The sequence below is a fragment of the Janthinobacterium kumbetense genome (assembly GCF_023703445.1).
GTDB lineage: Bacteria > Pseudomonadota > Gammaproteobacteria > Burkholderiales > Burkholderiaceae_D > Janthinobacterium > Janthinobacterium kumbetense.
In genome coordinates this window covers 238,935-263,641 of record NZ_JAMQGR010000007.1, presented here as the reverse complement: position 1 = coordinate 263,641, position 24,707 = coordinate 238,935, and the positions used below count along the sequence as shown (strand labels likewise).

Genomic DNA, 24,707 nt, shown 5'->3' with positions numbered 1-24,707 from the left:
GTTGCGCTTCTCAGCCACCTCTCCCTTCCGCTCGCTACGGTTTTGCGAGGCGTCGCGAAGGATCTGTTACATCGTATCCAAGTCAAAGGTGGACCAAGCGCCATCCTCGCCTTGCCACTGCAGCGCAAACGGTCCCGTTTGCCGCAAGCCCGTGATCCACACTGTCTCGCCAGATTCGCGGAAATATGCCGCGCACTGGCCGAACGGCTGCTCCAGCCGGCACAGCACCAATCCTTCGCCCGCCACGGCGCACCATTGCTCATTGATATCGATCAAGGCCACGGCCGGGTCGCCATAGAACTCGCCCAGGCTGGCTTGCCGGCCATCGGCCGCCGTCACCTTGGCGTGTTCATATTCATGCTGGACAATAAATCGGGCGCTGCGCGCCAGTTCCGTGCTCGTCATGCTGTCTCCACGGTAGGCCAGACGGTTTCCTGGTCGGCGCGCGCCTCGGCGATCAGCCATTCGCAGAAGGCGTGCACGAGGGGCCGCGTTTCCGCCTGGGGCGAGCGCAGCAGGTAATAGCAGTGGGGGCCGCGCACGGCGTGTTCGAACACGCGCACCAGGCGGCCCGAGCGCAAATCGTCGCCGATCAGGGGGCTGGCGGCGATGGCCACGCCCTGGCCGCTGGCGGCCGCGTCCAGGCATAAATATGTGTGCGAAAAGCGCGCGCCGCTGTTGCCGCTATTGCCGCTGTAATGCACGCCGCAGCTGTGCAGCCAGCGCGTCCAGTCGATTTCGCCGGGCAGGTGCACTTCCGGTTCGTCGTGCAGCAGCGGGTAGCGCAGCAGGTCGGCGGGCTGGCGCAGGCTGGCCGCGTTGGCGCGGAAATCGGGGCAGCAGACGGCGGAAAACCATTCTTCCATCAATAAATCGACTTTCAGGCCCGGATAGCGGCCCGGACCCAGGCGGATGGCCACGTCCACGCCATCGCGCGCCAGGTCGACCGGGTGCATCGAGGCCAGCACGCGCAGTTCGATCTGCGGATAGCGGTCGCGCAAGCGGCCCAGGCGCGGCATCAGCCAGCGCGAGACGAGCGAACTGGTGGCCGTCACTGTCACCACCTTGTCGTCGCCCTGGCGCCGCGCCTGCTCGGAGACGTCGGCCAGCTGGTTGAGGATCGGCCCCAGCGAAGCCGCATAGCGCTGCCCGGCGCTGGTGAGCACCACGCCGCGCGGCATGCGCTGGAACAGCACGATGCCAAGCCACGCTTCCAGCTGTTTTACGTGGTGGCCGATGGCGCCGGCCGAGACGTGCAATTCTTCGCCCGCGCGCTGGAAGCCTTCATGGCGGGCAGCCGCCTCGAAGGCGTGCAGGGCGGCGAGCGGGGGCAAGGGACGTGACATGGCACTCTTCAAGTGAATTGAGCCTCAGTAATATTCGGCCTATCCGTGAAGAATATTGGTTTGTTTCATTTTGCGCAAGCGAATATGATGCCGTCACTGCGTGAAGTTACCCGCAATAGGATTCACGCATGCATTTCACGCACGCATCACCTTCCAGCCTTGCTTGGCATTAATATTTACAACGCCTGGGAAAACCGTCGCGAGCGGCAGTGATTTGTGGCTGAGAAGCGCAACCGTACTTCAGTACGGTGAGCATCGCAGGCCGCAAAGCGCGACGCGCAGCAGGTTTGCCCAGGTGTACTCTAAGAGGTTTAGTCATGTCTGATCGCCGCGCCGTTGCGCTGGTGTTGCTGTCGGCCGCCGGTTTCGGCAGTTCCGCAGTGTTTGCCAAGGCGGCGTATGCGTCCGGGGTCAACCCGTCGACCATGCTGGCCTTGCGTTTCGTTATCGCCGCCATGCTGTTGCTGCCGCTCGTGTGGCTGGGCGGCTGGCGCTTGCCGCGCGGCCGCCTGCTGGCCGGCTACATGCTGATGGGCTTGATGTACACGGCCCAGTCGCAAGGCTATTTCAATGCCCTCATGTATGCCAGCAGCGGCCTGTGCGGCATGTTGCTGTATGTGTATCCCGTGCTGGTGACGATCCTGGCGCTGGCGCTGGGCTGGGAAAAGCTGGACCGCCGCATGCTGGTGCTGATGGCGCTGGCGATTGCCGGCATGGCCATCACCCTGGGCGGCAAGCTGCAGGGCCAGCCCATCGGCATCGCCCTGGCCTTGATGGCCGCCGGCGTGTACGCCGTGTACATTCTGTTTGGCAACAGCCTGTCGAAAAGCCGCGAGAATATTCACCCATTGGCCGCTTGCGTGGTGATCCTGGGCACGGCAGGCCTGTCGAACAGTGCGATTGCCTTGTGGCAAGGCGTGTCCTTGCCGGGCACGGCGACGGGCTGGCTGGCCGTCAGCGCCATCGCCCTGTTCTCGACGGCCATCGCGATTGCCGCCTTCTTTGCCGGCGTGGCGCAAATCGGCGCGGCCAAGGCATCCATCATTTCCACGTTCGAACCCGTCATCACGATGGCGTTCGGCGTGACCCTGCTGAAGGAATCCGTCAGCGGCACGCAATTGCTGGGCGGCGCCATGGTGCTGGCCGCCGTGGTATTGCTGGCGCAGCGCCCGACGGCGAAACCGGCATCCATGCCGACGGTACAGGCCAGCGCCTGAGTTCAACGCTGACATTTTCTCAACACTGATCAGTTGTATCGATCGGTCTCCTTTGCGCTGCGACGGGTTTCCTGTCGCGGCGCTTTTTTTTTGCGCGTAATTTTTTTCACATAAATAAGCCTTGATTGCGAATGATTCTCATTTATAATTAACTTCAAGATTCCCCCACCACCAGCCAGCCCATGCCAGCCAGTGTTCGCCTTGAAAGGAGACACCGTGACGAGCATGCCCCCTATTTGCAACACCGAGCTGGTCGCCAGCGAATTTGCCCGCCTGCGCCGCGAGAAAAAAGCCCGCCACCGCGACATCGCCGAGGAACTGGCCATTTCCGAAGGCGAGTTGATCGCCGCGCATGCCGGCTTGTCGCTGGCCGATGGCGCCTTGCTGGGCTCCGAGCGCCTGCAGGCCGACTGGCCCGCCATCATCGCCGCGCTGGAACCGCTGGGCGAAGTCATGGCGCTGACGCGCAACGCTTCGTGCGTGCATGAAAAGACGGGTGTCTATCGAAAAGCCAGTCACAACAACCACGTGGGCCTGGTGCTTGGTGGCGACATCGACTTGCGCGTGTTTTACCGCCAGTGGGCGCATGGCTTTGCCGTGCGCGAAGTGAGCGAAAAAGGGGGCGGGAAGGAAGTGCAGCGCAGCCTGCAATTTTTCGATGCTGCCGGCCATGCCGTGCACAAGATATTCATGAAGCCGCAAAGCGACCTGGCCGCCTATGACGCGCTGGTGGCGCATTTTTCCGACGCGGACCAGGCGGCCGGCATCGCCGTGACGGCGCCGGCTGCGCCGCCGGCCGAATTGTCCGACGCGCAGATCGACGTGGCCGGCTTTCGCGCCGCCTGGGCCGATTTGCGCGACACGCATGAATTTTTCACCCTGCTGAAAAAATATTCGGTCTCGCGCCTGCAAGGCCTGCGCCTGGCCGAGGCGCGCTTCGTGCAGCAGCTCGACAAATCCTGCGTGCTCGACCTGCTCAACAGCGCCGCCCTCGAAAAAGTCGCCATCATGGCCTTCGTCGGCAATGCGGGCATGATCCAGATCCATTCGGGGCCCGTGCACAAGATCGCCGTGATGGGGCCGTGGATCAATGTCCTCGATGCGCGCTTCAACCTGCATTTGCGCGAAGACCATATCGCCAGCGCCTGGGTGGTCAAAAAGCCCACGGTCGACGGGCTGGTGACGTCGGTGGAACTGTTCGACGCCAAGGGCGACACCATCGTCATGTTCTTCGGCGAACGCAAGCCGGGCGTGCATGAACTGTGCGAATGGCGCAACGTCGTCGAGCGCGTGCTGCAGGAGGGTGAACTATGCGCCGCATGATCGCCGCCAGCGTGGCGCGCCGCATCGCGCTGAAAAAAATGGGGGCGGGAGCCTTGGCCCTGGCAGCGCCGATGCAGGTGCTTGCCGCCGTCAGCGACGCCGGCAAGCCGCTTGTCAAGGCGCGGCGCATCGTCAGCGTGGGCGGCGCCCTGACGGAAATCGTCTACGCGCTCGAGGCGCAGGGCGAACTGGTGGGCGTCGATACCACTTCGCTGTATCCGGCCGTGGCGCAGCAGCTGCCGCAGGTCGGTTATGCGCGCACCTTGTCGGCCGAGGGCGTGCTGTCGCTGGCGCCCACGCAGCTGATCGCCACCGAGGAGGCGGGGCCGCAAACGGTGCTGCGCCAGGTGCGCGACGCGGGCGTGTCGGTGGCGGTACTGAACGCGAATAACAGATTCGAAGGCTTGCTCGAACGGGTAAAACAGGTGGGCCAGATCACGGGACGCGCCGACCCCGCCGCGCGCCTGGCGCAAGCCTTGCAACAGCAGTGGGACGGCGCCCTGGGCAAGGTGCGCCAGCGCAGCCAATCACCGGTACAATCAGCGGTGCGCGTGCTGTTCATCCTCGCCCATGCGCCGAACCAGGTGATGGTGGGCGGGCGCGAGACGGGCGCCGACGCCATGTTGGCGTATGCGGGCGCCGTCAACGTGATGGGCGGGCAGGACGGATTTGCCGGCTACAAGCCGCTCACGCCGGAAGCCGTGATCGCCGCGCGGCCCGACCTGGTGCTCGTCACGGACCAGGGCTTGAAGGCCTCGGGCGGCGTGGACGGCATCTTGAAACTGCCAGGGCTGGCGCAGACGCCGGCCGGGCGCAAGCACCGCATCGTCTCGCTGGAAGCCATGCTGCTGCTGGGCTTTGGCCCGCGCATGCCGCAGGCGCTGGCCGAACTCGATGCAGCGTTTGCCAAAGCCATGGCCGCATGAACGTGGCCTCCCTGGCGTCCGTCGCTCCCTGGCGCTGGCCGCGCTGGGGCGCTGGCGGGCTGCTGGCCGCCGCCCTGGCGTGCGGCTTGCTCATCGCCGTGCAGGCGGGCGCCGTGCCGGTGGCGCTGGCCGACTGGCTCGCGCCTTTGCAGGCTGGCGGCGAGGCGCTGTCCGGCGGCGCGTATGTGCTGTGGCATATCCGCCTGCCGCGCGCCCTGTTTGCCATCCTGATCGGCGCCGCGCTGGCGCTGGCCGGCGGCTTGACGCAAGGGTTGTTCCGCAATCCGCTGGCCGATCCGGGCCTGCTGGGCGTGAGCAGCGGCGCCGCCTGCGCGGGCGCGGCCACCATCGTCTTTGCCGCCAGCCTGCACGTGGCGCCCGAGCTGCGCGTGTGGCTGCTGCCGGCCGCCGCGTTTGCCGGCGCCATGCTCATTTGCGTGCTGCTCGACCGGGTCGCCCGCTGGGCCACGCCCGGCTCCATCGTCGGCCTGCTGCTGACGGGCGTGGCGCTCAATGCCATCACGGTGGCCGTCATGGGCCTGTGCATCTACCTGGCCAGCGACGACCAGTTGCGCACCCTGACTTTCTGGACATTGGGCTCGCTGTCGGCCGGCAGTTGGCGTCAGGTGGCGGCCTTGCTGGTGGTGCTGGCCGGCGCGCTGTGGGCCACGCGCTTCCTGATGCGCTCATTGAATGCGCTGGCGCTGGGCGAGGCGCAGGCCCTGCACGTGGGCATCGACGTAGGCCGGCTGCGCACGCAGGTGATCGTGCTGGTGGCCGTGCTGACGGGTTTTGCCGTCGCCTGGTGCGGCGGCATCGGCTTCATCGGCCTGATCGCGCCGCACCTGGTGCGCACCTGGCTGGGCGCCGATCAGCGCAAGGTATTGCCGCTGGCGATGCTGATGGGCGGCTTGCTGCTGCTGTTGGCCGACACCCTGGCGCGCACGGTGGCCATTCCGGCGGAAGTCCCCGTCGGCATTTTCACGGCCTTGCTGGGCGGGCCATTTTTCCTGATGCTGTTGCGGCGCTTCCGCCATGGCACCGCCTGAAAGGATGCGCATGACGCCCCTGCTGGAACTCTCCTTCGCCACCACGCAACTGGGCCAGCAGTATTTCGGCCCCTTCAATCTGCAGGTAGCGCGGGGCGAGCGCATCGCCATCCTCGGCCCCAGCGGCGCGGGCAAGTCGACCCTGCTTAAACTGATGGCGCGCGAACTGCATCCGCAGGCGGGCCAGGTGGCATTCTCGGGCCGGCCGCTGGCGCAGTGGCCGCTGGCCGAACTGGCGCGGCGACGCGCCGTCCTGCCGCAAGGTTCGAACGTGGCCTTCGGATTGCAGTGCGAGCTGGTGATCGGCCTGGGACGGGTGGCGCGCCTGGTCGACCCGCAGCTGGGGCAGATCGTGCAGGACGCGGCTACCCTGGCGCACGCCGCGCATTTGCTGGGCCGCCGCCTGGACACCCTGTCCGGCGGCGAGCAGGCGCGGGTGCAGCTGGCGCGCATCTTTGCGCAGATGTGGGATGTACACGATGGTTTGATACTCGTCGACGAACCGCTGGCGGCGCTCGATCCGGGCCTGCAGTTTGATTTGCTCGACAGCCTGCAGCAGTTTTGCGCCGCGCGCGGCCACGCCGTCGTCGCCATCCTGCACGACATCAATCACGCCTTGCTGGGCTTCGAGCGCCTGCTGCTGGTGCGTTCGGGCCAGCTGGTCGCCGACATCGCCAGCGATGCCGGCGCCGTGCCCGCCCTGGCGGCGCTGTACGGCATCGCCCTGACGACGGCGACCAGCAGCGATGGCGACGTGTGCGTCATCCCAGCCAGAAGCGCCGTCCGCAGGGCCGCCTGACCCATTTACTCACCACACGTCCGCCGCGCGCGGCCGCGCCATCTGGCCGCTGCCCAGCAGCCACACCATCAGCGCATCGGCCTGTTCGCGCGTGGCCGCCACCTCTTGCAGGATGCCGAAGGCCTTCATGGCGCCGGCCGCCATCGCCTGCAGGCGCGCGCGCTGTTGCGCGTCCGCCTCGACCGACACCAGGCCCCGGCACAGGGCGGCCAGCGCTGCCTTGTTGTGCTTGAGCCACAGGCCGCGCCGCTTGCGGTCGATGTGCGCTTCATCGCCGCGTTCCTCTTCGAACAGCATGACGAACGGTACGCCATGGCGCAGCAGGGCGTCCATGTCGTTTTCCCACAGCGGGGCATAGCCGGTGACGGCCGTTTCAGGGCGAAAGCGCACGACGGGAAAGTCGCTGACGTCGTGGATGGAGAAATGTGCGGGATTCGGTTTCATGGCGTGCTTCCTTGCGATGGGGTTGAAAATGCTTGCCAGCCGCCGCCCAGCGCCTTGTAGACCTGGACCAGCGACAGCGAAGCGGTGGCGCGGCTGTCGACCAGCGCCGCTTCGTTGTTCAACAGCGTGTTTTGCACATGCAGCACGTTGATGAGGTCCGTGCCGCCCTGGCGGTACTGCAGTTCCGCGCTGCCCAGCGCCCGGCGTCCCTGCTTGACGGCTTCATCGAGGCTGGCCTGGCGGCGGGCGTTGGCCTGGTAGCCCGAGAGCGCGTCTTCCACCTCGTGCCAGGCGGCCAGCACCGTCTGGCGGTAGGCGATGGCCGCTTCCTGCTGCTGCGCTTCGCGCAATTGCAGGGTGCCGCGCAGGCGGCCGCCATCGAACAGGGGCACGCTGAAACCGGGGCCGAAGGCGAAGCGCTTGGCGTCCCAGCCGATGTCGGACAGCTGCATCGCCTGCAGGCCGATGCTGCCCGACAAGGTGATGCGCGGATAAAAGTCGCCTTGCGCGACGCCGATGGCGGCCGTGGCCGCGTGCAGCTGCGCTTCGGCGCGGCGGATGTCGGGACGCCGCTCGGCCAGGCTGCTCGGCACGCCCAGCTGCACTTGCAGGGCCACGCCCGGAATGTCCTTGCCCGCCGCCAGTTCCGCCTGCAAGGCTTGCGGCGGCAGCGCCAGCAAGAGGGCGAGGGCATTGCCCAGGCGCGCTTCGCGCTGCTGCAGCGGCGGCAGGCGCGCTTCGATGGTGGCCACGTGGGCTGCCGCCTCGGCCTCGTCGAGTTGCGTCGCCGCGCCTTCGCGCAGGCGGATGCGCGTCAGGTCCAGGGTATGGCGGGCGATATCGAGCAGTTGCTGCGTGATGGCCAGGGTCTGCTGCGCGCCGCGCAACTCGATGTAGTCGCGCGCCGTTTCGGCCAGCACGGCCAGCAGCACGCCGCGCTGCGTTTCCATGGCCATGTCGACGCGCGCGTCGGCCGCTTCCACTTCGCGCCGCACGCGGCCCCACAAGTCCAGCTCCCAGGCCGCATCGAGATTGCCTTGCCACAGGCTGTAGGCGGACTTGCCGTTGTGGCGCGACGGGTCGCTCAAGCCTTGTTCGCTGTTGCGCGCACGGCCATAGCTGCCATTCGCGCCCAGGGACGGGCCTTGCGCGGCGCCGGCCACGCCGCGCGCGGCGCGGCTTTGTTCCAGGCGGCTGCCTGCCGCCAGCACATCGAGGTTGGCGCCGGCGGCGCGCTGCAGCAGGGAAGACAGGGTGGCGTCGCCAAAGCTGTCCCACCAGCGCTGCTCGATGGCGGCATCCAGGCTGGCGGCGAAACGGGCATCTTCCGCCTGGCGCCATTGTTGTCCCAGATCATGGTGCGGACGCTGGTAGTCGCTGCCGACGCTGCCGCAGCCGGCCAGGCCCAGGGCCGTGAAGAGTATCAGTGCTTTCATCGCGCGCTCACCTGTTGCAGCTGTTGACTGCGCATGGCCGTATCGATGCGCACTTCGGCCGACATGCCCACGCGCAGGCGGGCGTCACCATCCTGGCCGGGATCGAGCGCGATCCTGACGGGAATGCGCTGCACCACCTTGGTGAAGTTGCCGGTGGCGTTTTCCGGCGCGATGGCGGCGAACGTGACGCCCGTGGCGGGCGCGATGCTGTGCACCGTGCCGCGCAGGAGCATGCCCGGATAGGCGTCGACGGCGATGCTGGCGCGCTGGCCCTGGCGCACGTGGGTCAGCTGGGTTTCCTGCAGGTTGGCGACGACGAAGCTGCGGTTCAATGGCACCACGGCCATCAGGCTGGCGCCAGGAGCCACCAGGGCGCCGACGCGCACGGCGCGGCGTCCGACGATGCCGTCGATGGGGGCGCGCAGCTGCGTATGCGACAGATCAAGTTCGGCCCGTTGCAGGCTGGCGCGGGCGCGCAGCAGGGCCGCTTCGGCCGCGCCTTGCTGCGCCTGCAGAATGTCCGTCTGCTTGCGGGTGGAGACGAGGGCGGCGCGGTTTTGCGCCAGGCGCGCGCGGCTTACGTCGAAGCGCGATTGCGCCTGTTGCGCATTCTGCACGCTGCCTGCGCCCTGGCCTGCCAGGTGCTGCGAGCGGGCCAGCTCTTGCTGCGCCAGTTTGTCTTCCGCCTGGTTGGCGTCCACCAGGGTCGTGGCTTGCTCGATCACCGATTGCTGGCGCTGCAGGGTGGCGCGGGCATTGGTCAGCTGCGCCTCGGCGCCGGCGACGTCGGCGCGGGCCGAGGCGGCGGCGGCCTGGTAGTCGCGGTCGTCGATGCGCGCCAGCAGCTGACCCGCCTTGACAGTCTGGTTGTCTTCCACCAGCACTTCCCGCACGATGCCGCCCACCTTGGGGGAGAGCACGGTGTAGTCGGCGCTGACGAAGGCGTCGTCGGTGGCTTGTTCGTCGCCACGGGCGAACAGCAGTTGCCAGGCGCAAAAGGCGAGGGCGCAGGCCAGCAAGGCCAGGCCGAGAAGAAATGCGCGCGAGCGCAGTATGGGTGTTTGCATGGTGAAGCTCTTTCGTAAAAATGGAAATCAGGCTGCGCGCGGCGGATAGACGCGCGTCGGCAGGATGGGGATGATCAGGATCATGGCCAGCGCGATGGCGGCCACGGTGAGGTACAGGTCGGACGAGGTCAGGGTGACGACTTGCGCATGCATGCGCTGCGCAATTCCCGCCATGTCCACGCCGGCCGGCAGGTTGCCCAGGCGCTCGCTGAGCACCGTCGAATGAAAATGGTTGCGGCGCGTGATCAGCGCATCGAGCACGCCGGTGGCGACGACGGCCGACATGCCCTTGATGGTGTTGAACCAGGCCGAGGCGAAAGGACCATCCTGCGGCGCCAGGCCCGTCGTGGCCAGCAGCAGCAAGGGAATCACGGCCATCGGTTGGGCAAAGATCTGCACCGCTTGCAGCAGGTAGAAATGCGTGCGGATCCAGTCCGGCGACATGCGCGCGCCCAGCACGCAGGACAGGGCCAGCAGGGCCAGGCCGATGGCCAGCACCCAGCGGCAGTCGACGGCGCGGATATTGCAAAGGGCGGCCACCAGCGGCAGGGCGATCAATTGCGGCAGCGCCACCATCAGCATCACGGGCGCCGTTTGCAGCGGGCGGTAGGCGTGCACCTGCGCCAGGTAGGATGAGGGAATCAGGATCACGGCCAGCAGCACGAACAGCACGCCGCCCAGGGTCAGCAGGGCGTGGCTGAGGTTGCGTCGCGACAGCAGCTGCAGTTTGAAAAACGGCAGCGGATGCGACCATTCGTTGATGAAGAACAAGACGAGCAGCAGCAGGCCGCCGCCCAGCAGCACGCAGATCAGCGGCGAGGCGAACCACGCCAGGCGCTCGCCCTGCAGCAAGCCCACCACCAGCATGCTGATGGCGGGCAAGCCCAGCAGCAAGCCGCGCCAGTCGAACTGGCGCAAGCGCTCCAGGCGCAGCGGGTCTTGCGGCAAGCCCCAGGACACCATCAGCAGGGCGACGATGCTGCCCGGGACGATTTGCCAGAACGCCCATTGCCAGCCCAGGTATTCCGTCCAGAAGGCGGCCAGCGGCGTGCCCAGGCTGGGACCGAAGGTGGCGCTCAGCGCGTAGCCGCCCAGGCCATACAGCTTGATGTTCGGCGGCAGGAAGCGCAGCGCCACCGTCATCAGCATGGGCGGCAGGGCGCCGCCGGCCGCGCCCTGCACCACGCGCAGGAATATCAATACGGACAGGTTCGGCGCGAACGGGCAGAGCACGCCGGCGGCCATGCAGACGAGGATGGCGGCGGCCGTCAGGCGCCGCAGCGAAAAGGTGACGGAGCACCACGGCGCGAACGCCATGGCCGACACCGAGGCGGCCGCATACAGGGCGACGAGCCAGCTGGCGTCGTCGCGCGCGATGCCCATGGCGCCGCGGATGTCGGCCAGCGCGACCTTGGTGATGTTTTCATTCAGGCCGGACACCAGTACGGCCAGCAGCACGCCGGCCAGGCCCGTGGCCAGGCGCAGGCCAAAAACGGGGGGCGCGGGCGGTGAAGGGGGAGGCGGCGCCGTCGGGACGGCGCCGGGTAGCAGTACAGCGGACACAGGGAACTCCGTGGATGAGAATCAGTCCACGCAGTATAGGTAGCCGTTAATCTTGTGAAAATTGATAATTAATGAAGTCTGAATTGCGTCTGACGCAATGATTCAGGTGCCCGGCGGCGCGCTGCCGCACAGCTCCTTGATCATGCGGCGCAGCCAGCGGTGCGCATGGTCGTGGTCGAGGCGCGGGTGCCAGGCCTGGAAGACTTCCACGCTGTCGACGGGGATGGGCAGCTGGAAGGTGCGCAGCCTCAAGCCCAGGCGCTCGACGATGGCCAGCAGGGGCGTGGGCATCAGCGGCAGCAGCAGGCGCGAATCGGCCACGGCGAAGATGGCGGACTGGAAGTTGGGGCTGATCAGTGACACCCGGCGCGTGTAGCCCCGCTCGGCCAGGGCCGTGTCGAAGGGGCCGCGCGCCAGGCCGCGCCGCGAGACGCTGATATGTTCGTACTCGGTAAAGCTGTCCAGGTTGACGGGGCCGTCGAAGATCGGGTGGTCGCTGCGGGCGATGCCGACAAAGCCGGTGGTAAACAGCTGCTGCAGCTTGATGTCGGGCGCAAAGGCGCGCCGCGCGCTGATGTACAGGTCGACGCGGCCCGCGTGCAGGGCGTCGTTTTCCGTGGCGCCATCGCCTTCGGGCACGAAGCGCAGCACCGTGTGCGGCGCATGGCTGGCCAGCAGGTCGCGCAGCTTGCCGCCGTAGGCGCCGACAAACACGTCGTTGGCGCACAGGCTGAAAGTGCGTTCCAGGGTGCGCAAGTCCACTTCGCGGCCGGACGTGAAGATGGCGTGCGCCTGCTCCACCACGCCGCGCACCTGTTCGCGCAATTCCAGCGCGCGCGGGGTGGGCGCCAGGCCGCGCCCGGAGCGCACGAAGACAGGGTCGCCGATGGCGTCGCGGATGCGCGCCAGGGTGCGGCTCATGGCCGGCGCGCTCAAATTCATGCGCCGCGCGGCGGCCACGGCGCTGCCTTCCTCGAGCAGGATGTCGAGGGCGACGAGCAGGTTCAGGTCGGGGAGTTTCATGCGCCGATTATAGCCCGGGGGCCAATGCCAGCGCTGCGCCGGCAGGACGCCGGCGCATCAGGGGATGCTGTTGCGGATTACTCGGCTGCCGGCTCGGCGCCGCAGCATTTCTTGAACTTCTTGCCGCTGCCGCAAGGGCAGTCGTCGTTGCGGCCCACTTTCGGCTCTTCGCGCTTCATGGTTTGCACGGGGGCCTTGCGGCGCGGTACCCAGAAACGGTGGATGGCCGGCAGGTTCGCTTCCAGTTCCTGCGCCAGCTTGTGCGCCTTGACCGGGTCTTCCACCAGTTTCAGCTCTTCTTCCTTGATTTCGTCGGCGCCCAGCAGGTAGATCGGCTGCATCAGCTCGGCCACTTCGGAGTCCCAGATTTCGTTCCACGAACCGGGACGCAGTTCCATGCCGTCCCAGAAGCCCCAGCACCAGGCTTCGGCATCGATCAGGGTCTGGCCTTCGTAGTCGTGTTCGACGAACAGGGCTTCGAACTCCTTCGGCGCCACTTCAAACGTCACCAGCACTTCATTCATGAAGCGCATGATCAGGTTGACGATGCGCTCTTCTTCCTTGCTGTTCTTGAATTTCGGCGCATCTTCGGCATCTTCGCCCCACACGCGCGGCAACCATTCGGCCGGCATGATCGGTTCCGGGCCGATGGCGACGGCCGTCAGATAGCCGTGCAGCATATCCATGGTCATCGCGTCTTCGGAGCAGCGCTCCGACAACAGGAATTGGTCTAATTCGTCGAATTCTTTTTCTGATAATGGCTGTTCGAGTTGCATGGCTTGCTCTTTGTATTGAATGTAAGCCGCCAGTATACGCCTTGCGGCGCTTCATCACCGAAGTGTTTGCACCGGCGGCCCGCGTGCGCCTTACAATGTCGCTTATGCACAATGAAAACCAGCCGCACGAGGACGACCGGCCCGTCCATCCTTTTTCCGCCCTGAGCCCCGATTGCGTGCTCGACGCCCTCGACAGCGTGGGGCTGCGCGGCGATGGCCGCCTGCTGGCCCTGAACAGCTATGAAAACCGCGTCTACCAGGTCGGCATCGAAGACAGTGCGCCCCTGGTGGCCAAGTTTTACCGCCCCGCGCGCTGGAGCGATACGGCCATCCTGGAGGAGCACGCGTTCGTGTCCGAACTGGTCGAGCGCGAAATCCAGGTGGTGCCGGCGCTGGAAATCAACGGCAGCACCCTGCACCAGTACCAGGGCTTCCGCTTCGCCGTCTTCCCCCGCCACGGCGGCCGCGCGCCCGAGCTGGGCGACCCGGCGACCCTGGAATGGATAGGGCGCTTCATCGGCCGCATCCACGCCGTCGGCGCGCTGTCCGCGTACAAGGAGCGGCCGGCGCTCGATCACCAGACGTTCGGCGTCGAGCCGCGCGAATTCTTGCTGGAAGGTAATTTCTTGCCGCCCGAATTGCTGGCCGCGTATTCCAGCGTGGCGCAGCAGGCGCTCGACGGCGTCAAGCGCTGCTATGACCGCGCGGGCGACGTGGCCGTGCTGCGCACGCATGGCGATTGTCATGGCGGCAACGTGCTGTGGACGGATGCGGGCCCCCATTTCGTCGATTTCGACGACAGCCGCATGGGCCCGCCCATCCAGGACCTGTGGATGATGCTGTCGGGCGAGCGGGGCGACATGGTGCGCCAGATGAGCGACATCCTGGCCGGCTACGAAGATTTTTGCGATTTCGACCCGCGCCAGTTGTACCTGGTCGAAGCGCTGCGCACCCTGCGCCTGATCCATTATTCGGCCTGGCTGGCGCGCCGCTGGGACGATCCCGCCTTCCCCGTCGCCTTCCCGTGGTTTAACACGCAGCGCTACTGGCAGGACCGCATCCTCGAGTTGCGCGAACAGGTGGCCTTGATGGATGAGGCGCCATTGTGGCCTGTTTAAGCGCGCGATAAAACGCCCATGGCGGCGTTGCATTGCCTAGGCGTACTATTCGTACTGCCTTCGGCAATGCGCCTTGCCCTGAGCATTTTCTCGGACGCTTAAATCCCTGGCAAATCCTGAAAAGAGCGGTAAAACAGGCTCTTCTTGCCGCGCTGATTTGTGCATGCCTGTTCGATAATGGTGGTAATAAATTCCCATAAGCAACGGAATTCACCCGAATAAGCGAGAAATCATGCAAGCACAGCAAAATCAGCGCCAGGCCGCCTCCCTCACCGTCGCGTATTCCGCAGACGACGAGTTCGACCAGGACAGCATGGTCTCGCTGCATGATTTCAAGGACCTGGAGCGCAAGGTTGACGTACCTGCGCCAGCAGCTGTTCCTGAGGTTCCCGTCGCCGCGATGCCCGAACCGCAAGCCGAACCGGCAGCGGAAACCGACGCCAGGGCGCCCGCCGCCGAACGCCAGAAAATGGAATTGAAAGCCATCCACGAGGCGATTGCCCGCGTGGAAGCGGAAGCGAAGGCCACCTGCGCCGCCGAAAGCCGCGCGCTGGCCGAGGCGCGCGTGCGCTCGCTGGCCGAGGACCGCGCCGCCATCGACGCTGCCGCTGCCGCCGCCGCACAGCAAAATGCGCAGGCAGCCGAAGAGGCGATTGCCGCCAACCGCGAACGTCTCGATACCATGCGCGCTGCCGCGCAAGCCAGCGTGGCCCGCCTGGAAGCCGTCAAGCAGGAAACGGCCGAATTGCGCGCCCGCGTGGAATCGGACAATGAAATCCGCCTGGCCGCCGAACAGCGTGCGCGCGCGGAACAGGAAAGCCGCTTGCGCGCCAGCGAGCAAGTGGCCGTGCAGTCGGAACTGGCCGAACAGGCCGCCCGCGCCGCCGAGGAATTGCAAGTGCAGACGGAGCAGGCGCGCCTGCAGGCCGTCGAGCGCGTCGCCGCCGTGCAGGCGGCCAAGGAAGAAATGGTGGGCATCGCCTCGGCCGACGCCAGAGTCGCCGTGCTGGCCCGCGAACGCGAGCGCCATGCGCACGGCGCGCGCCAGACGGCGCAGATGCTGGCCGAAGCGGAAAGCGAAGCGCTGGACTTGACGGTGCAGCGCGAGCGCGCTGACCAGATCGCGCTGGAATCGGCCTTCAACCGCGCCGCCGCCGAAGTGCGCGCCCTGGAAGAAGCGCGCGCGCTGGCGCACCTGGAGCAGGAACGCGAAGCCATCGCCCTGGCGCAGGCGGAATCGGAACGCCATGCGGCGCAATCCCTGCGCTTGCGCCTGCAGACGGAAAAGGAATTGCGCGACGCGGCCATCCACCGCGAGCGCCTGGAAATGGTCGCCGTGGCCAGCGCGCAAGCGCGCCGCGATGCCGACGTGCGTATCCTGGCCGCCACCGAGGCGCGCATCGAGGTGGACCGCCAGCTGCGCGCCGTGGCGCTGGCCCGCGTCACCGCCGAACAGGATGCGGAAATCGCCGGCCACGCCAAGCTGGAGGCGGAAACGGCCGCACTGGAACAGACCAAGGCACGCGAAGCGGCCGAGCAGGCAGCTGCCGTGGCGGCGGCCCGCGAACTGGAAGAACAGCAGCGCGCCGCCAGCCTGGCGCATGAACGGGCCGAACTGGCGCGCCAGGCGGCGGAACTGGCCGCCAGCCGGAACGACGCCGAGCAGGCCGAAGTCGATGCCGGAAAAGCAACTTTAGTCGCGCAGGAACAGGCAGCGCAACTGGCGCAGGAAAAAGCCTTGCAGGCCGAGCAGCTGCTGCAGGCCGAGCAGGAACGCCTGGCCGCCGAACAAGCCGCCATCGTCGCCTTGAAAGAGAAACTGGAAGCGGAAGCGCTGGCGTGCAACGCGGCGCAGGAACGCATCGCCGCCGAAGGCGCGCAGGCGGAACTGCTGCGCGGCCAGCATGCGGCCGAACTGGCCTTGCAGGAAGCGGCGCAAAAGGAAGCCGACGCCATCCGCATCCTGATGGACCAGGCGCTGGTCGAAGGCGAGCAGAAAGCGGCCGCCGCGCAAGCCGTGCAGGCGCAGGCGCGCCTGGCCGTGGAACTGGGGCAGGTGCACAGCGAGCGCGCCCGCGTGGAAGAAGACAAGGCGCAAGCCGCCGAAGCGCTGCTGGCGTCCGAGCGCGATTTCGTCGCGGCCGAACGCGAGTCGCTGGCGCTGATTGCGCAAAAACTGATGCAGCAGCGCCAGACCAGCGGCGCCGAAGAGCGCGCCTCGCAAGCGATTGCCGGCCGTCTGGAAGCGGAAAAGCAGGCGACGGCGGCAGCCGACGCGCGCGCCGTATTGGAACAGCAGGCGCTGGACGCCATGCGCCAGCGCGAGCAGCTGGAACTGGCCGCGCAGCAGGCCGCCAGTGAGAAGCTTGCTGCACAGCAAGCCTTGCTGGCCAGCGCCCAGGCCCACGCCGCCCTGCAGCGCAAGGCGGCGGAGACCACGCGCGCGATGGCCGAGGCCAAGCAGCAATTGCTGGAGATGGAAACGGCGCGCGCGCAGCAGCAGGAGCGCGAACTGGCCGCCCTGCGCGCCAGCCTGGAGCAGCCGCAAAGCGCGTTTTCCAGCTCCTTGAGCGCCGCCCGCGCGAAAGCCGAACAAGTCAGCTCGGCCAGCTTGACGCGCGAAGTGATCGAGCGCCTGACGCAGCCGAATGAATCCGCAGGCGCCGTCTGGCGCTCACGTTGAAGGCCTGAAAACCCGATAACACCCGGGGTCGGACCTTAAGGTCCGACCCCAGTCCCAGGTTTGGGTTACGTCTGCATCTCCCTCAAAACTTCCGTCCCACCCCCACCAGCAGCACATCCGCATCGCGGTGGTAATCGGTGATGACCCGGTTCCACGCCACTTGCGCCACCCAGCGGCGGTTGACGTGGTAGCGGGCCGCGGCCGACAGCAAGCCTGTCAGGCGCGTTCCGTGGCCCTGGCTGTCGCGCCCGTCCCACGCCACGTACGGGCCGCCGCCCATGCCGAATTCCACCTTTTCATTGAGCGAGCGGATCAGCCACAGCTGGGCGGCCACGCCGCGCCGGTGCGCCAGGTCGGTGTTGCCTTCATCGAGGGCGGTGACGGTCCAGTCCACGTATTTTCCCGCCGCGCGCCGGTATTCCAGCGTGAAGGGGCGCGAGGACTCGGAGCGCAGGCTGTTGACGATGGTGTGGCCCGTCGCCAAGGTCAAGGTGTCGTCGTACGCCCAGTTTTGCAAGTGCAGCTTGGCGCCCGGCACGCCGTCATAGCGGTAGCCGGCGCCGAGCAGCAGGTGCGTGGTGTTGTCCTTGCCGTCGGGCTTGATGCGGTTGAGCTGCGCTTGCGCATACCAGCGGTTGTCGAATTGCCAGCGCGCCTGCAGGCTGACGATGGAGCCCCAGCCGTGGTCATTGTCGAAGTTGTGCAGGCCGTCGTCGGTCCTGGCCGTGTCGAAGAAGAAGTAGCGGCCTACGCCGGCGCCCAGCATCAGGCCTTGCTCCACTTTTTTCGTGCGCAGCCAGGCCTGGCCCGCCATGCCGTCGCGGTGATGGTCTTGCGGATGGCCCTCGTTGATGTAGGACAGGCTCACGGCATTGTAGTTGCCCACGGGCTGCGTGTAGCTGATGGCGGCGACAAAGGTACGCTCATTGGTCGAGCTGACTTTCAGGGCGCCGGCCATGCCGGACAAGTCCTGTGCCCGGGCGGACAGGGGGTGCGAGGCGACCAGCAGCGCCAGGGCGATGAATGGTATGCGCATGACGTTTCCAGTGACGGGTGAATACACGCTAACGATCGGCTGGCGGAGCGACATGCGATGGCACAAGAATCTTGCACATTGACTACATTTGTAAACTGTTCAGCCAGAAATTGTCACAAGTGTACAAGAAAGTGAGAATGTGTGAGGCGCCGGCCTGGAAGGGCTGGCCGGCGCGGGACTGCGAAATTACGGTATTACTGGCTCAATACGACTTTATCGGCAAAATATTCCGTCTCGCCGAAGCATTGCGTGGGCACGCCCTTGTGCTGGCTGTAGGTGACGAGGATGCGCTTGCCGGCGGCCGCCGTCAATTGCTTCGCCACTTCTTCATCGCGCACGCTGAACTGGAATTTTTCCGGGATGGTGCCCGGCAGCGCCGTCAGCAGCAATTCACCTTCCCATGTCTTGCAGATCCAGCCCCGCTTGGAGAACTTTTGCAGGTAGCCCGCCCGTTCGCCTTCCGAGTACGAGAAGCTGAGGGCCATCCACGTGTAGGCTGCCAGCAGCAGGAAGCCGGCCACGAGGAAGATGGCGAAGGCGAAGGTGACTTTTTTGGTCGTTGGGGTCATGTTAGGAGGTGAATTGTTTAATTGGAGAAAGAATTAATCTTTCCGTCCGGCTTTCCAGTTGAGACCAAAGTTGTAGCGCTCGTCCATCGCCTGGTGCGCCGTGATTTTACCTTGGCCGCCGAAGTATTCCACCAATTTTGTGACCTGCAGGTTGCCGCCGTGGTTTTCCAGCATGGCGATGGCGCACATGGCGTGCTGGCTGTCGCTGTCGAGGCGCACTTCCACGGTCGGCTGGCCGGGAATTTCGATCGTCACGACGCCATCCGTGGCAGCCCAGTTCGGCACGCCTTCGTAGATGAACGCGTACACGAGCACGCGCTTGATCTGGTCGAAATGGGTGCCGTTGATGAAGATGTTTTCGCCGCTGCTGACGCTGCCCGTGCGGTCGTCGCCTTCCAGGTGGATGTACGGCGGACGGTCATATGCGCCCCAGCTGTTGCCCAGCGCCTGCACGGCGCTCTTGGCGCCGCTGCTCATTTCGAACAGGCAGCCGATGTCGAGGTCGATGCCGCCCGCACGGCCGGCCGGCTTGTTGAACAGCTTGCCGAGGAAGCCCGTGTCCAGCTTCGAGGCGGGCGCCTGGCCCTGCGACGCGTTCTGGTTCCAGTTCAGGTTGACGCGGATGCGGCCATAGCCGCCGCTGTCGCGCTTGTCGAGCGAAATCTTGTCGCCGCGCTTTTCCAGGCGGATCTTCGACAGCGAGATTTTATTCGCCGCCGGCGGGGCCGCTGGCGCAGGCACGGGGACCGGCGCCGGGGACGATTGCGCCGCCTCGCTGCCGCCGAAGTGCTTCAGCAGCGCCGCCAGGCCGCCCGCGAAACCCTGGCCCACGGCGCCGAAGCGCCAGCTGCCGTCGCGGCGATACAGTTCGCCGATGATGACGGCTTTCTCGTCCTGGAAGTCATTGCCCGTGAAGGCAAACGTGGCTGCCTGGCCCAGCGCCATGCTGGAATTGCCCAGCGCGCGCATGCTGCCCTGTTCCGTCGCCGCCGTGAAGACCAGCTTGTCGATGGAGGCGGGCAGGCGGGAAAGGTCCACCTGGAAGGTGGAGCGGGGGCCGTTCAAGTCCACCGTGATGGCGTTGTCCGGCGCGTTTTTCTGGTTGAAGAACACCATGTAGCGGTCGTCCGACAGCTTGCCGGCCGCATCGACGCCGAAGCAGCTGACGTCCACTTCCATCGAACCCGATACGATATCGAGCGTGACGGCAAAGGGGCCATTCAAGCCCAGGTCAGCCAGTTTGCCTTTTTGTCCGCGTGTGAAATTGGTCATGGTCGTGCAATCCCTTCGTCGCTTGAGAGTTGAGTCAATGAGGTAGTCGGTACGTGCGCCGGCGCCGTGTCGGCCGCGTGGCGGATGCCGAACAGGCGCGCCTGCTCGATGATGCGTTGCGCCCAGCTGCTGTGCGTGGCCACTTCGCACATCGATTCCTGCATGCGGAACACGGCCGGGCTGTCCGGATCGATGATGCGCAGCGCCAGTTCGATGTCCGACTGCGCCACCTGGTAGTGGCGTTCGATTTGCGGCACCTGGTCCGGGTGGATGGCCGTCTTGGCGATCATGCCGTGCGCCATGTCCTGCGCCACTTCCGCATCGAGCCAGCTACCTTGCGACAGGTGCTCGAAGACGGGCGCCGTCAGCTGGAAGCCGTGCGGCTTGAAGATGGTCACCAGGCGGCCGATGACCTGTCCCAGCGGGGTTGAATAGATGGTGCCGCTGGTAGGGCGGCGCAAGCCCAGCAGGGCCAGCAGATCGTTGCCGCCGATGCGCAGGGCCAGGATGCGGCGGCGCACTTCCGGCGCCGACAGGAGGAGGCGGAACTGCTTCATTTCCTCGTCGTCGAACACTTCCGCCGTTTCCAGGGTCGGCATCAGCAAATGGTGCGTGTGGCGCACCAGCTCGAAATACGCGGCGAAGTTGTGGCGCGTGGACTTGGGCAGCACGAAGCCGCTCAATTTGTCGGCGCCGGGCATGGACAGCACGCGCGCCAGCACCTCGAGATTGCGCACGCGCACGAAGCGCAAGGTATCCGATTCGGCGCCCATGTTTTGCAGCGCCAGCGACAAATTGAACAGGGCGTAACTGAGGTCGCGTTCCGCGATGGCGTCTTCGGTGCAAAGTATGACCGAACGCAAATGGCTGAATTTGTCGCCATTGGCGATCGCCAGTAAATCCTTGTGCGTGGTCGGCACATACATGGAGGCGCCCAGCGCCGCCTTATGTTCGCTTTGCGGGTGTAGGGAGTTGTTATCCATCGACTGCGCTCCTGATAAGGGCGACCGCCTGGTAAGGCAGCGCCGGTTCTACTGTGACGGGTATGGCTTTTTCCTGCGCCAGAAGCAGCAAATGTGCCACGTCCGGCGCATTCGTGTCGCGCACGATCAGGCGCTCGGGCACGCGGCGCAGCAGCACGCGGGTCGCTTCGCCGATGCCTGGCTTGATCAGGTTGATGTCGCTGATGCCGTACTCTTGCTGCGCCGCGGCCATGTAGGCTTGCGAGCGGGCCGCCATGGCTGGCGCATCGCTCGCTTCGGCCAGCGGGATGCCGCTGCTGGCGGCAATCGCCATGGCGTCGGCCACGAGGCCGTCGGCGAAAGCGCGCGACTGGTCGTGCTGTTCGAACTGCGCGTAATACACGCAGCCGTGGAAGTCGTCCGGGCCGATGGCTTCATTTAACACGGAGCGGCTGACGAGGCCCGAGACAGTGGCATTCAAAATGCTTGACGGGATCAGGTAGTCGCTGGCCGAGGCGGCGCAGGCGGCCGTGCCGGCCAGGTCTGACAGCACGAACAGGCCGCCGTCGATGGCCGTGCCATGCGCCGCGTTGAAGTCGTTGACCGTCTGGCGCAGTTCGCGCGAAATCACGCCCTTGCCCGTCCAGCCGTCGACGAAGACGAGGGATTCAGCGCCATGGCCGTGCGCCAGGATGTGCTGCAGGGCGTTCGCGTCGATGCCGCGGTCGCGGATGATGGAGACGGAATAATGCTGGCACTCGCGCTGGAACACCTGGCGCAGCAAATGGCCCAGGATGACGCCCACGGGCGTGCCGGCGCGCGCCAGCGACACCAGCGTAATGGAGCCCGTGCGGCGCGCCGCGATCAGGGCCGCAAGGCGCAGGCAGTCGCGCGCCATTTGCAGGCGGTTGGCCGCGAACGCGCTCTGGAACAGGGCCAGGTAGGCGGGCGAGGGCAGGGATTCCGGCGACAGCATTTCGCTGTAGTGGCGCTGGCCCGACTGGATCAGACGTTCTTTTTCGGCCAGGTCGAGGATAGGCTCGAGCGCCATCGGCGTGAGCAGAAACTCCACGTCTTCCTGGCGGTAGCTGCCGCTGAAATGCTGCGTGCCGTCGGTCATAGCGCCGCCACCGTGAGTGCCGCCAACTGGGTGCCGTTGGGGATGATGGCGTAGTCGCAGGCGGCCATGAAGCGGGCGTCCGAACGGCTGTCGCCCATGCCGAAGCTGACGATGGGGCCGTGTTCGGCTTCCAGTTCCGCGCGCAGGTAAGCCACGGCGCGCGCCTTGTTCAAGGTCTTCGGCAGCACGGCCAGGTTGTTGCCGTTGCGGTGGATGAAGTAGTCGCTGCCTTCCGTGGCGATCCACTGCTGCAGCACCTGCTCTTCGATGTCGGCCAGGCGCTCGCCGCGCGCTTCATGGTCCTTGACGACGATGTAGAACGGCGTGTTGTAGTCCTCGATCAGGCGCGCGCGCGAAGGCATGCCCGTCTTGGCCTGGAAATCGTCGATGATGCGCATGGCGTCCCGCAGGCCCGGCAAGGCCGTCTGCATGTCGTCCTGCATCAGGGACAGCCAGCCCGCGTCGAGCGCGCCGCCCGGCTGCAGCACGATGCCGCCGTAATCGAGCACGCTGTAGCTGGTAAACGGCAGGTCGACCCGGCGGAAGGCGTCGCCATTTCTCGCCGTGGCGGGAATCAGGGTCATGCCGCTTTGCGCGAACTCAAAGAAGGCGCGCTGGCGCGCCGTCGTAAACGAGCAGGCGTCGCCATTCTTCAGGTAGGCGGCTGGCTGAAGGTCGGTCTCGCCGGGGCATTTTTTCGGGGTCTGGAACAGTGTGTCGTCCAGATCAACAAACAGGAATTTCTTCAATTTTGGTCTCTGACTGAAAGTGGAACAGGCGGCCATTGAGCTGGCCGGCGAGTTGCATGAGGGCCGGGCTGGCCGGGGTTTCATGGCAGATGAAAACGTGCTGGTACTGGCCGGGCGCCACGTTGTACAGGTAATTGGCGATGCCTTCGCCGTAATTGTCGTCGCAGCGGACGATGTGGCCGACGGAGCCCCACGACAAAATCGGCGAGCGCGTGGTCGATTGCACCACCACGTTCTTGCCCAGGCTTTCCAATTCGCGCGCGAGCAAAAACGACGGATGCATGAATTCGCCCGTGCCCAGCACCAGCACGGAGTCGCCGGCGCCGATTTCCTGCGCCAGCTGCATCGCCAGGCCTTGCGGCGGATTCAAGGCGCGGCCCACGCCGATGCGCCCGAACGCGGGGCTGGCGCCCCGTTCCGCATTCGCCTCGAAGCGCTGCGCGCTGGCCGCCACGGGTGCCGGCGCAGCGCCGGCCTGGAAGGCGTAGTGGCCGGACAAGGCTGCGCCTATGCTGGTGGGCAGGCCGAAACGCTCACTCAAGCCCGCGTTGGCTGCCTGGCCCATGAAATTGGTGATCACGCCCAGGTGCAGCTTTTCCAGCTGCGGATAGCGCGCGCGGCACACTTGCACCAGGTTGGCGAAGGTGTTGCCGGTCGACGCTTCATCGTCGATCAGCACCAGGCTGCGCGCCGTGGAAAACAGGGCGCTGGCCGCGTCCGACAGGTGCAGGAACTGGCGCGGCGCGTGGCTGTGCGATTCCTCGAATTCGAAGAAGGGCACGCTGCCCACGCGGTAGCGCGAGCTGTGCAAGAACAGGGCCTTGCCATTCGGGTTCGCGCGCAGCCACGCCTCGAACACGCCCTGGCCCAGGCCGACGGCCGTTTCCGCCATGGCGATGAAGACGACGGGACCGGGCAGGCTGGGGGGAATCTGCGCTGCCAGGTCGTCGTGGATGGTTTGCATGGCGCGCGGCGTGACGGGCCAGTGCTTGCCCAGCACCTTGGACAGGAACAAAAAGCCCCGCTTGGCGTTGGCGCGCGCGGCAAAGCCGATCAGCCAATCCAGCGGAAAGCGCGCCTCGTCCACTTTCAGGGTCAGCTCGCCCGTGGGCATCTGCTGCTTGACGAGGTTCATGGCAGCTCCACGGCGTAGGCGGCTTCGCCCACGCGCATGCCTTCCTGGATGGCGGGCACGGTGAGCTTGTCGAAACCCTGGTCGAAACCGGCCAGCGCCAGGTAGGGCAGGTTGGGGCCGGCCGCGCACGCCATGCCGATGCCGCCCGACATGCGCGGATTGATCTCCAACAAGGCCAGGCCATTCGCGCCTTCGCGGAACTGGATGTTGAAGACGCCATTCAGGCGGTAGTCGCGCGCCAGTTTGTCGCAGGCCGCCAGCAAGTCGGCGCGCAGCTCGATCAGCTGGCCGCTGCCGCCCCCGTGCAGTTTCTTGCGCGGCACGGCGCAAACGAGCTTGCCCTGGTCGGCGACGCAGTCGGCGCTGTATTCGTGGCCATCGAGGTATTCCATCAGCAGCAGGGTCTTGAACGTTTCCATCTGCGCCAGGCCGTTGCGCAGCTCTTGCACATTGATCTGGTAGGCGGCGCCGGCCAGCAACAGCTGGGCGCTGGTGCGCTCTTCATCGAGAATGGCAAAGCCCAGGGCATACACGGATTCGGACGGCTTGATGCACAGCTTGCGATGCAGCGGACGCAGTTCGGCGCAGGCGGCGTCGTATTCGGCGATGTTTGTGACGGCGCGGTAGTCGGCCGGGCGCGCCATGGGCAGGTCGAGGCCGTCGCAGAAGCGCGCCTTGTCATGCATCAGGGCCAGCGTCTCTTCGCTGGCCACGCTGAGCACGCGCGTGCCGATGGCGGCGAAGCGCGCGCTGGCGCTGCCGATCAGGCCTGCTTCCTTGCCGGGCCAGAAAATCGTGATGCCCCGGTCGCGGCAAAACTCCAGGCACCACGCGACATAATCGAGACCCGTGAGGCCGGACGGTTCGACCGCGTATTCGTGGGCCGCCAGGAAGGCGGCCGCGTGCGCGTTCGTATTGCTGCACACGAGGTGATAGCGGGGCGCACCGTTTGTCGCGGCCATATCGGCCTCGCGGATCAGGCGCATGGCCGTGCCGACGGAGGAAAATGTTTTGTTGAACCAGACTCTTTGCATGTACGGGGACCGGGTGGAAATAGGGGGAAGCCGCGCGCAGGTGCGCGCGCGGGGATTCTA

General features: G+C 66.1%; 23 protein-coding genes. 7 read left to right on the top strand and 16 right to left on the bottom strand.

Translation table 11 applies throughout. From position 1 onward, the window contains the following. Positions 1–66: 66 nt before the first annotated feature. Both NCG91_RS20065 and gcvA read right to left on the bottom strand, forming a co-directional pair. Positions 67–405, bottom strand: a complete 339-nt coding sequence (locus NCG91_RS20065; protein WP_251350939.1) for a hypothetical protein — start codon at positions 403–405, stop codon at positions 67–69. Beyond that, positions 402–1,346, bottom strand: a complete 945-nt coding sequence (gene gcvA / locus NCG91_RS20060; protein ID WP_251350938.1) for a transcriptional regulator GcvA — start codon at positions 1,344–1,346, stop codon at positions 402–404. The genes NCG91_RS20065 and gcvA overlap by 4 nt, the downstream gene beginning before the upstream one ends. A gap of 317 nt (positions 1,347–1,663) precedes the next feature. On the opposite strand from gcvA, the gene NCG91_RS20055 reads away from it, so the two are divergent. The 5 genes from NCG91_RS20055 (at position 1,664) to NCG91_RS20035 (ending at position 6,660) form a co-directional block, all read left to right on the top strand. Next, positions 1,664–2,563 (top strand): DMT family transporter, encoded by a 900-nt coding sequence (locus NCG91_RS20055; protein ID WP_251350937.1) that lies wholly within the window; start codon positions 1,664–1,666, stop codon positions 2,561–2,563. Positions 2,564–2,788: 225 nt separating this feature from the next. Then, positions 2,789–3,886 carry a hemin-degrading factor gene (locus NCG91_RS20050; RefSeq protein WP_251350958.1) on the top strand — a complete coding sequence of 366 codons (1,098 nt, stop codon included), beginning with the start codon at positions 2,789–2,791 and terminating at the stop codon, positions 3,884–3,886. Then, positions 3,874–4,812, top strand: a complete 939-nt coding sequence (locus tag NCG91_RS20045) for a heme/hemin ABC transporter substrate-binding protein (RefSeq protein ID WP_251350936.1) — start codon at positions 3,874–3,876, stop codon at positions 4,810–4,812. The genes NCG91_RS20050 and NCG91_RS20045 overlap by 13 nt, the downstream gene beginning before the upstream one ends. Beyond that, entirely contained in the window at positions 4,809–5,861 is a 1,053-nt protein-coding gene (locus tag NCG91_RS20040) for a FecCD family ABC transporter permease (RefSeq protein WP_099665008.1), read from the top strand. The genes NCG91_RS20045 and NCG91_RS20040 overlap by 4 nt, the downstream gene beginning before the upstream one ends. A gap of 10 nt (positions 5,862–5,871) precedes the next feature. Then, complete coding sequence (locus tag NCG91_RS20035; protein ID WP_251350935.1) at positions 5,872–6,660, top strand: ATP-binding cassette domain-containing protein; 789 nt, start codon at positions 5,872–5,874, stop codon at positions 6,658–6,660. Between the two features lie 9 nt (positions 6,661–6,669). Here NCG91_RS20035 and NCG91_RS20030 read toward each other — a convergent pair whose 3' ends face one another. The 6 genes from NCG91_RS20030 to NCG91_RS20005 form a co-directional block, all read right to left on the bottom strand. Further along, entirely contained in the window at positions 6,670–7,104 is a 435-nt protein-coding gene (locus tag NCG91_RS20030; RefSeq protein WP_251350934.1) for a hypothetical protein, read from the bottom strand. Next, entirely contained in the window at positions 7,101–8,540 is a 1,440-nt protein-coding gene (locus NCG91_RS20025) for an efflux transporter outer membrane subunit (protein WP_251350933.1), read from the bottom strand. The genes NCG91_RS20030 and NCG91_RS20025 overlap by 4 nt, the downstream gene beginning before the upstream one ends. Then, complete coding sequence (locus NCG91_RS20020; RefSeq protein ID WP_251350932.1) at positions 8,537–9,607, bottom strand: HlyD family secretion protein; 1,071 nt, start codon at positions 9,605–9,607, stop codon at positions 8,537–8,539. The genes NCG91_RS20025 and NCG91_RS20020 overlap by 4 nt, the downstream gene beginning before the upstream one ends. 27 nt (positions 9,608–9,634) lie before the next feature. Then, the gene (locus tag NCG91_RS20015; RefSeq protein WP_251350931.1) at positions 9,635–11,170 is read right to left on the bottom strand and encodes an MFS transporter; all 1,536 of its coding nucleotides are present in this window, start codon (positions 11,168–11,170) and stop codon (positions 9,635–9,637) included. 102 nt (positions 11,171–11,272) lie between these two features. Next, positions 11,273–12,193 (bottom strand): LysR family transcriptional regulator, encoded by a 921-nt coding sequence (locus NCG91_RS20010; protein WP_251350930.1) that lies wholly within the window; start codon positions 12,191–12,193, stop codon positions 11,273–11,275. 77 nt (positions 12,194–12,270) lie between these two features. Continuing rightward, on the bottom strand, positions 12,271–12,969 hold the full coding sequence (locus NCG91_RS20005) for a UPF0149 family protein (protein WP_034785080.1): 699 nt from the start codon (positions 12,967–12,969) through the stop codon (positions 12,271–12,273). Between the two features lie 104 nt (positions 12,970–13,073). Here NCG91_RS20005 and NCG91_RS20000 point away from each other — a divergent pair, with 104 nt between their 5' ends. Both NCG91_RS20000 and NCG91_RS19995 read left to right on the top strand, forming a co-directional pair. After that, complete coding sequence (locus NCG91_RS20000; protein ID WP_251350929.1) at positions 13,074–14,087, top strand: serine/threonine protein kinase; 1,014 nt, start codon at positions 13,074–13,076, stop codon at positions 14,085–14,087. A 232-nt stretch (positions 14,088–14,319) separates the two neighbouring features. Beyond that, complete coding sequence (locus NCG91_RS19995) at positions 14,320–16,770, top strand: coiled-coil domain-containing protein (RefSeq protein ID WP_251350928.1); 2,451 nt, start codon at positions 14,320–14,322, stop codon at positions 16,768–16,770. A gap of 82 nt (positions 16,771–16,852) precedes the next feature. Here the strand turns inward: NCG91_RS19995 and NCG91_RS19990 are convergent, their stop codons facing one another. From NCG91_RS19990 to NCG91_RS19955, 8 genes are all read right to left on the bottom strand, one after another. Further along, positions 16,853–17,806, bottom strand: a complete 954-nt coding sequence (locus tag NCG91_RS19990) for a hypothetical protein (protein WP_251350927.1) — start codon at positions 17,804–17,806, stop codon at positions 16,853–16,855. Between the two features lie 194 nt (positions 17,807–18,000). Next, positions 18,001–18,375 (bottom strand): DUF8785 domain-containing protein, encoded by a 375-nt coding sequence (locus tag NCG91_RS19985; protein WP_046682297.1) that lies wholly within the window; start codon positions 18,373–18,375, stop codon positions 18,001–18,003. 33 nt (positions 18,376–18,408) lie between these two features. Next, the gene (locus NCG91_RS19980) at positions 18,409–19,647 is read right to left on the bottom strand and encodes a TerD family protein (RefSeq protein ID WP_251350926.1); all 1,239 of its coding nucleotides are present in this window, start codon (positions 19,645–19,647) and stop codon (positions 18,409–18,411) included. Further along, positions 19,644–20,630, bottom strand: coding sequence for an HpcH/HpaI aldolase/citrate lyase family protein (locus NCG91_RS19975; RefSeq protein WP_251350925.1), 987 nt, complete (start codon positions 20,628–20,630; stop codon positions 19,644–19,646). Before NCG91_RS19975 ends, NCG91_RS19980 begins: the two co-directional genes overlap by 4 nt. Then, positions 20,623–21,729 carry a cysteine protease StiP family protein gene (locus tag NCG91_RS19970; RefSeq protein WP_251350924.1) on the bottom strand — a complete coding sequence of 369 codons (1,107 nt, stop codon included), beginning with the start codon at positions 21,727–21,729 and terminating at the stop codon, positions 20,623–20,625. Before NCG91_RS19970 ends, NCG91_RS19975 begins: the two co-directional genes overlap by 8 nt. Continuing rightward, positions 21,726–22,478: an HAD family hydrolase gene (locus tag NCG91_RS19965; RefSeq protein ID WP_251350923.1), complete on the bottom strand. Its 753-nt coding sequence runs from the start codon at positions 22,476–22,478 to the stop codon at positions 21,726–21,728. The genes NCG91_RS19970 and NCG91_RS19965 overlap by 4 nt, the downstream gene beginning before the upstream one ends. Further along, complete coding sequence (locus NCG91_RS19960) at positions 22,456–23,613, bottom strand: phosphoribosyltransferase domain-containing protein (protein ID WP_251350922.1); 1,158 nt, start codon at positions 23,611–23,613, stop codon at positions 22,456–22,458. Before NCG91_RS19960 ends, NCG91_RS19965 begins: the two co-directional genes overlap by 23 nt. After that, positions 23,610–24,647: an ATP-grasp domain-containing protein gene (locus NCG91_RS19955; RefSeq protein WP_251350921.1), complete on the bottom strand. Its 1,038-nt coding sequence runs from the start codon at positions 24,645–24,647 to the stop codon at positions 23,610–23,612. The genes NCG91_RS19960 and NCG91_RS19955 overlap by 4 nt, the downstream gene beginning before the upstream one ends. Positions 24,648–24,707 lie beyond the last annotated feature (60 nt).

Coding starts and splice junctions, on each gene's coding strand:
- NCG91_RS19970 (WP_251350924.1), bottom strand. CDS start 21,729: ATGACCGACGGCACGCAGCATTTCAGCGGCAGCTACCGCCAGGAAGAC.
- NCG91_RS20000 (WP_251350929.1), top strand. CDS start 13,074: ATGCACAATGAAAACCAGCCGCACGAGGACGACCGGCCCGTCCATCCT.
- NCG91_RS19955 (WP_251350921.1), bottom strand. CDS start 24,647: ATGCAAAGAGTCTGGTTCAACAAAACATTTTCCTCCGTCGGCACGGCC.
- NCG91_RS20050 (WP_251350958.1), top strand. CDS start 2,789: ATGCCCCCTATTTGCAACACCGAGCTGGTCGCCAGCGAATTTGCCCGC.
- NCG91_RS20025 (WP_251350933.1), bottom strand. CDS start 8,540: ATGAAAGCACTGATACTCTTCACGGCCCTGGGCCTGGCCGGCTGCGGC.
- NCG91_RS20005 (WP_034785080.1), bottom strand. CDS start 12,969: ATGCAACTCGAACAGCCATTATCAGAAAAAGAATTCGACGAATTAGAC.
- NCG91_RS19975 (WP_251350925.1), bottom strand. CDS start 20,630: ATGGATAACAACTCCCTACACCCGCAAAGCGAACATAAGGCGGCGCTG.
- NCG91_RS19990 (WP_251350927.1), bottom strand. CDS start 17,806: ATGCGCATACCATTCATCGCCCTGGCGCTGCTGGTCGCCTCGCACCCC.
- NCG91_RS19980 (WP_251350926.1), bottom strand. CDS start 19,647: ATGACCAATTTCACACGCGGACAAAAAGGCAAACTGGCTGACCTGGGC.
- NCG91_RS20040 (WP_099665008.1), top strand. CDS start 4,809: ATGAACGTGGCCTCCCTGGCGTCCGTCGCTCCCTGGCGCTGGCCGCGC.
- NCG91_RS19960 (WP_251350922.1), bottom strand. CDS start 23,613: ATGAACCTCGTCAAGCAGCAGATGCCCACGGGCGAGCTGACCCTGAAA.
- NCG91_RS19985 (WP_046682297.1), bottom strand. CDS start 18,375: ATGACCCCAACGACCAAAAAAGTCACCTTCGCCTTCGCCATCTTCCTC.
- gcvA (WP_251350938.1), bottom strand. CDS start 1,346: ATGTCACGTCCCTTGCCCCCGCTCGCCGCCCTGCACGCCTTCGAGGCG.
- NCG91_RS20045 (WP_251350936.1), top strand. CDS start 3,874: ATGCGCCGCATGATCGCCGCCAGCGTGGCGCGCCGCATCGCGCTGAAA.
- NCG91_RS20010 (WP_251350930.1), bottom strand. CDS start 12,193: ATGAAACTCCCCGACCTGAACCTGCTCGTCGCCCTCGACATCCTGCTC.
- NCG91_RS19995 (WP_251350928.1), top strand. CDS start 14,320: ATGCAAGCACAGCAAAATCAGCGCCAGGCCGCCTCCCTCACCGTCGCG.
- NCG91_RS20055 (WP_251350937.1), top strand. CDS start 1,664: ATGTCTGATCGCCGCGCCGTTGCGCTGGTGTTGCTGTCGGCCGCCGGT.
- NCG91_RS20035 (WP_251350935.1), top strand. CDS start 5,872: ATGACGCCCCTGCTGGAACTCTCCTTCGCCACCACGCAACTGGGCCAG.
- NCG91_RS20065 (WP_251350939.1), bottom strand. CDS start 405: ATGACGAGCACGGAACTGGCGCGCAGCGCCCGATTTATTGTCCAGCAT.
- NCG91_RS20030 (WP_251350934.1), bottom strand. CDS start 7,104: ATGAAACCGAATCCCGCACATTTCTCCATCCACGACGTCAGCGACTTT.
- NCG91_RS20020 (WP_251350932.1), bottom strand. CDS start 9,607: ATGCAAACACCCATACTGCGCTCGCGCGCATTTCTTCTCGGCCTGGCC.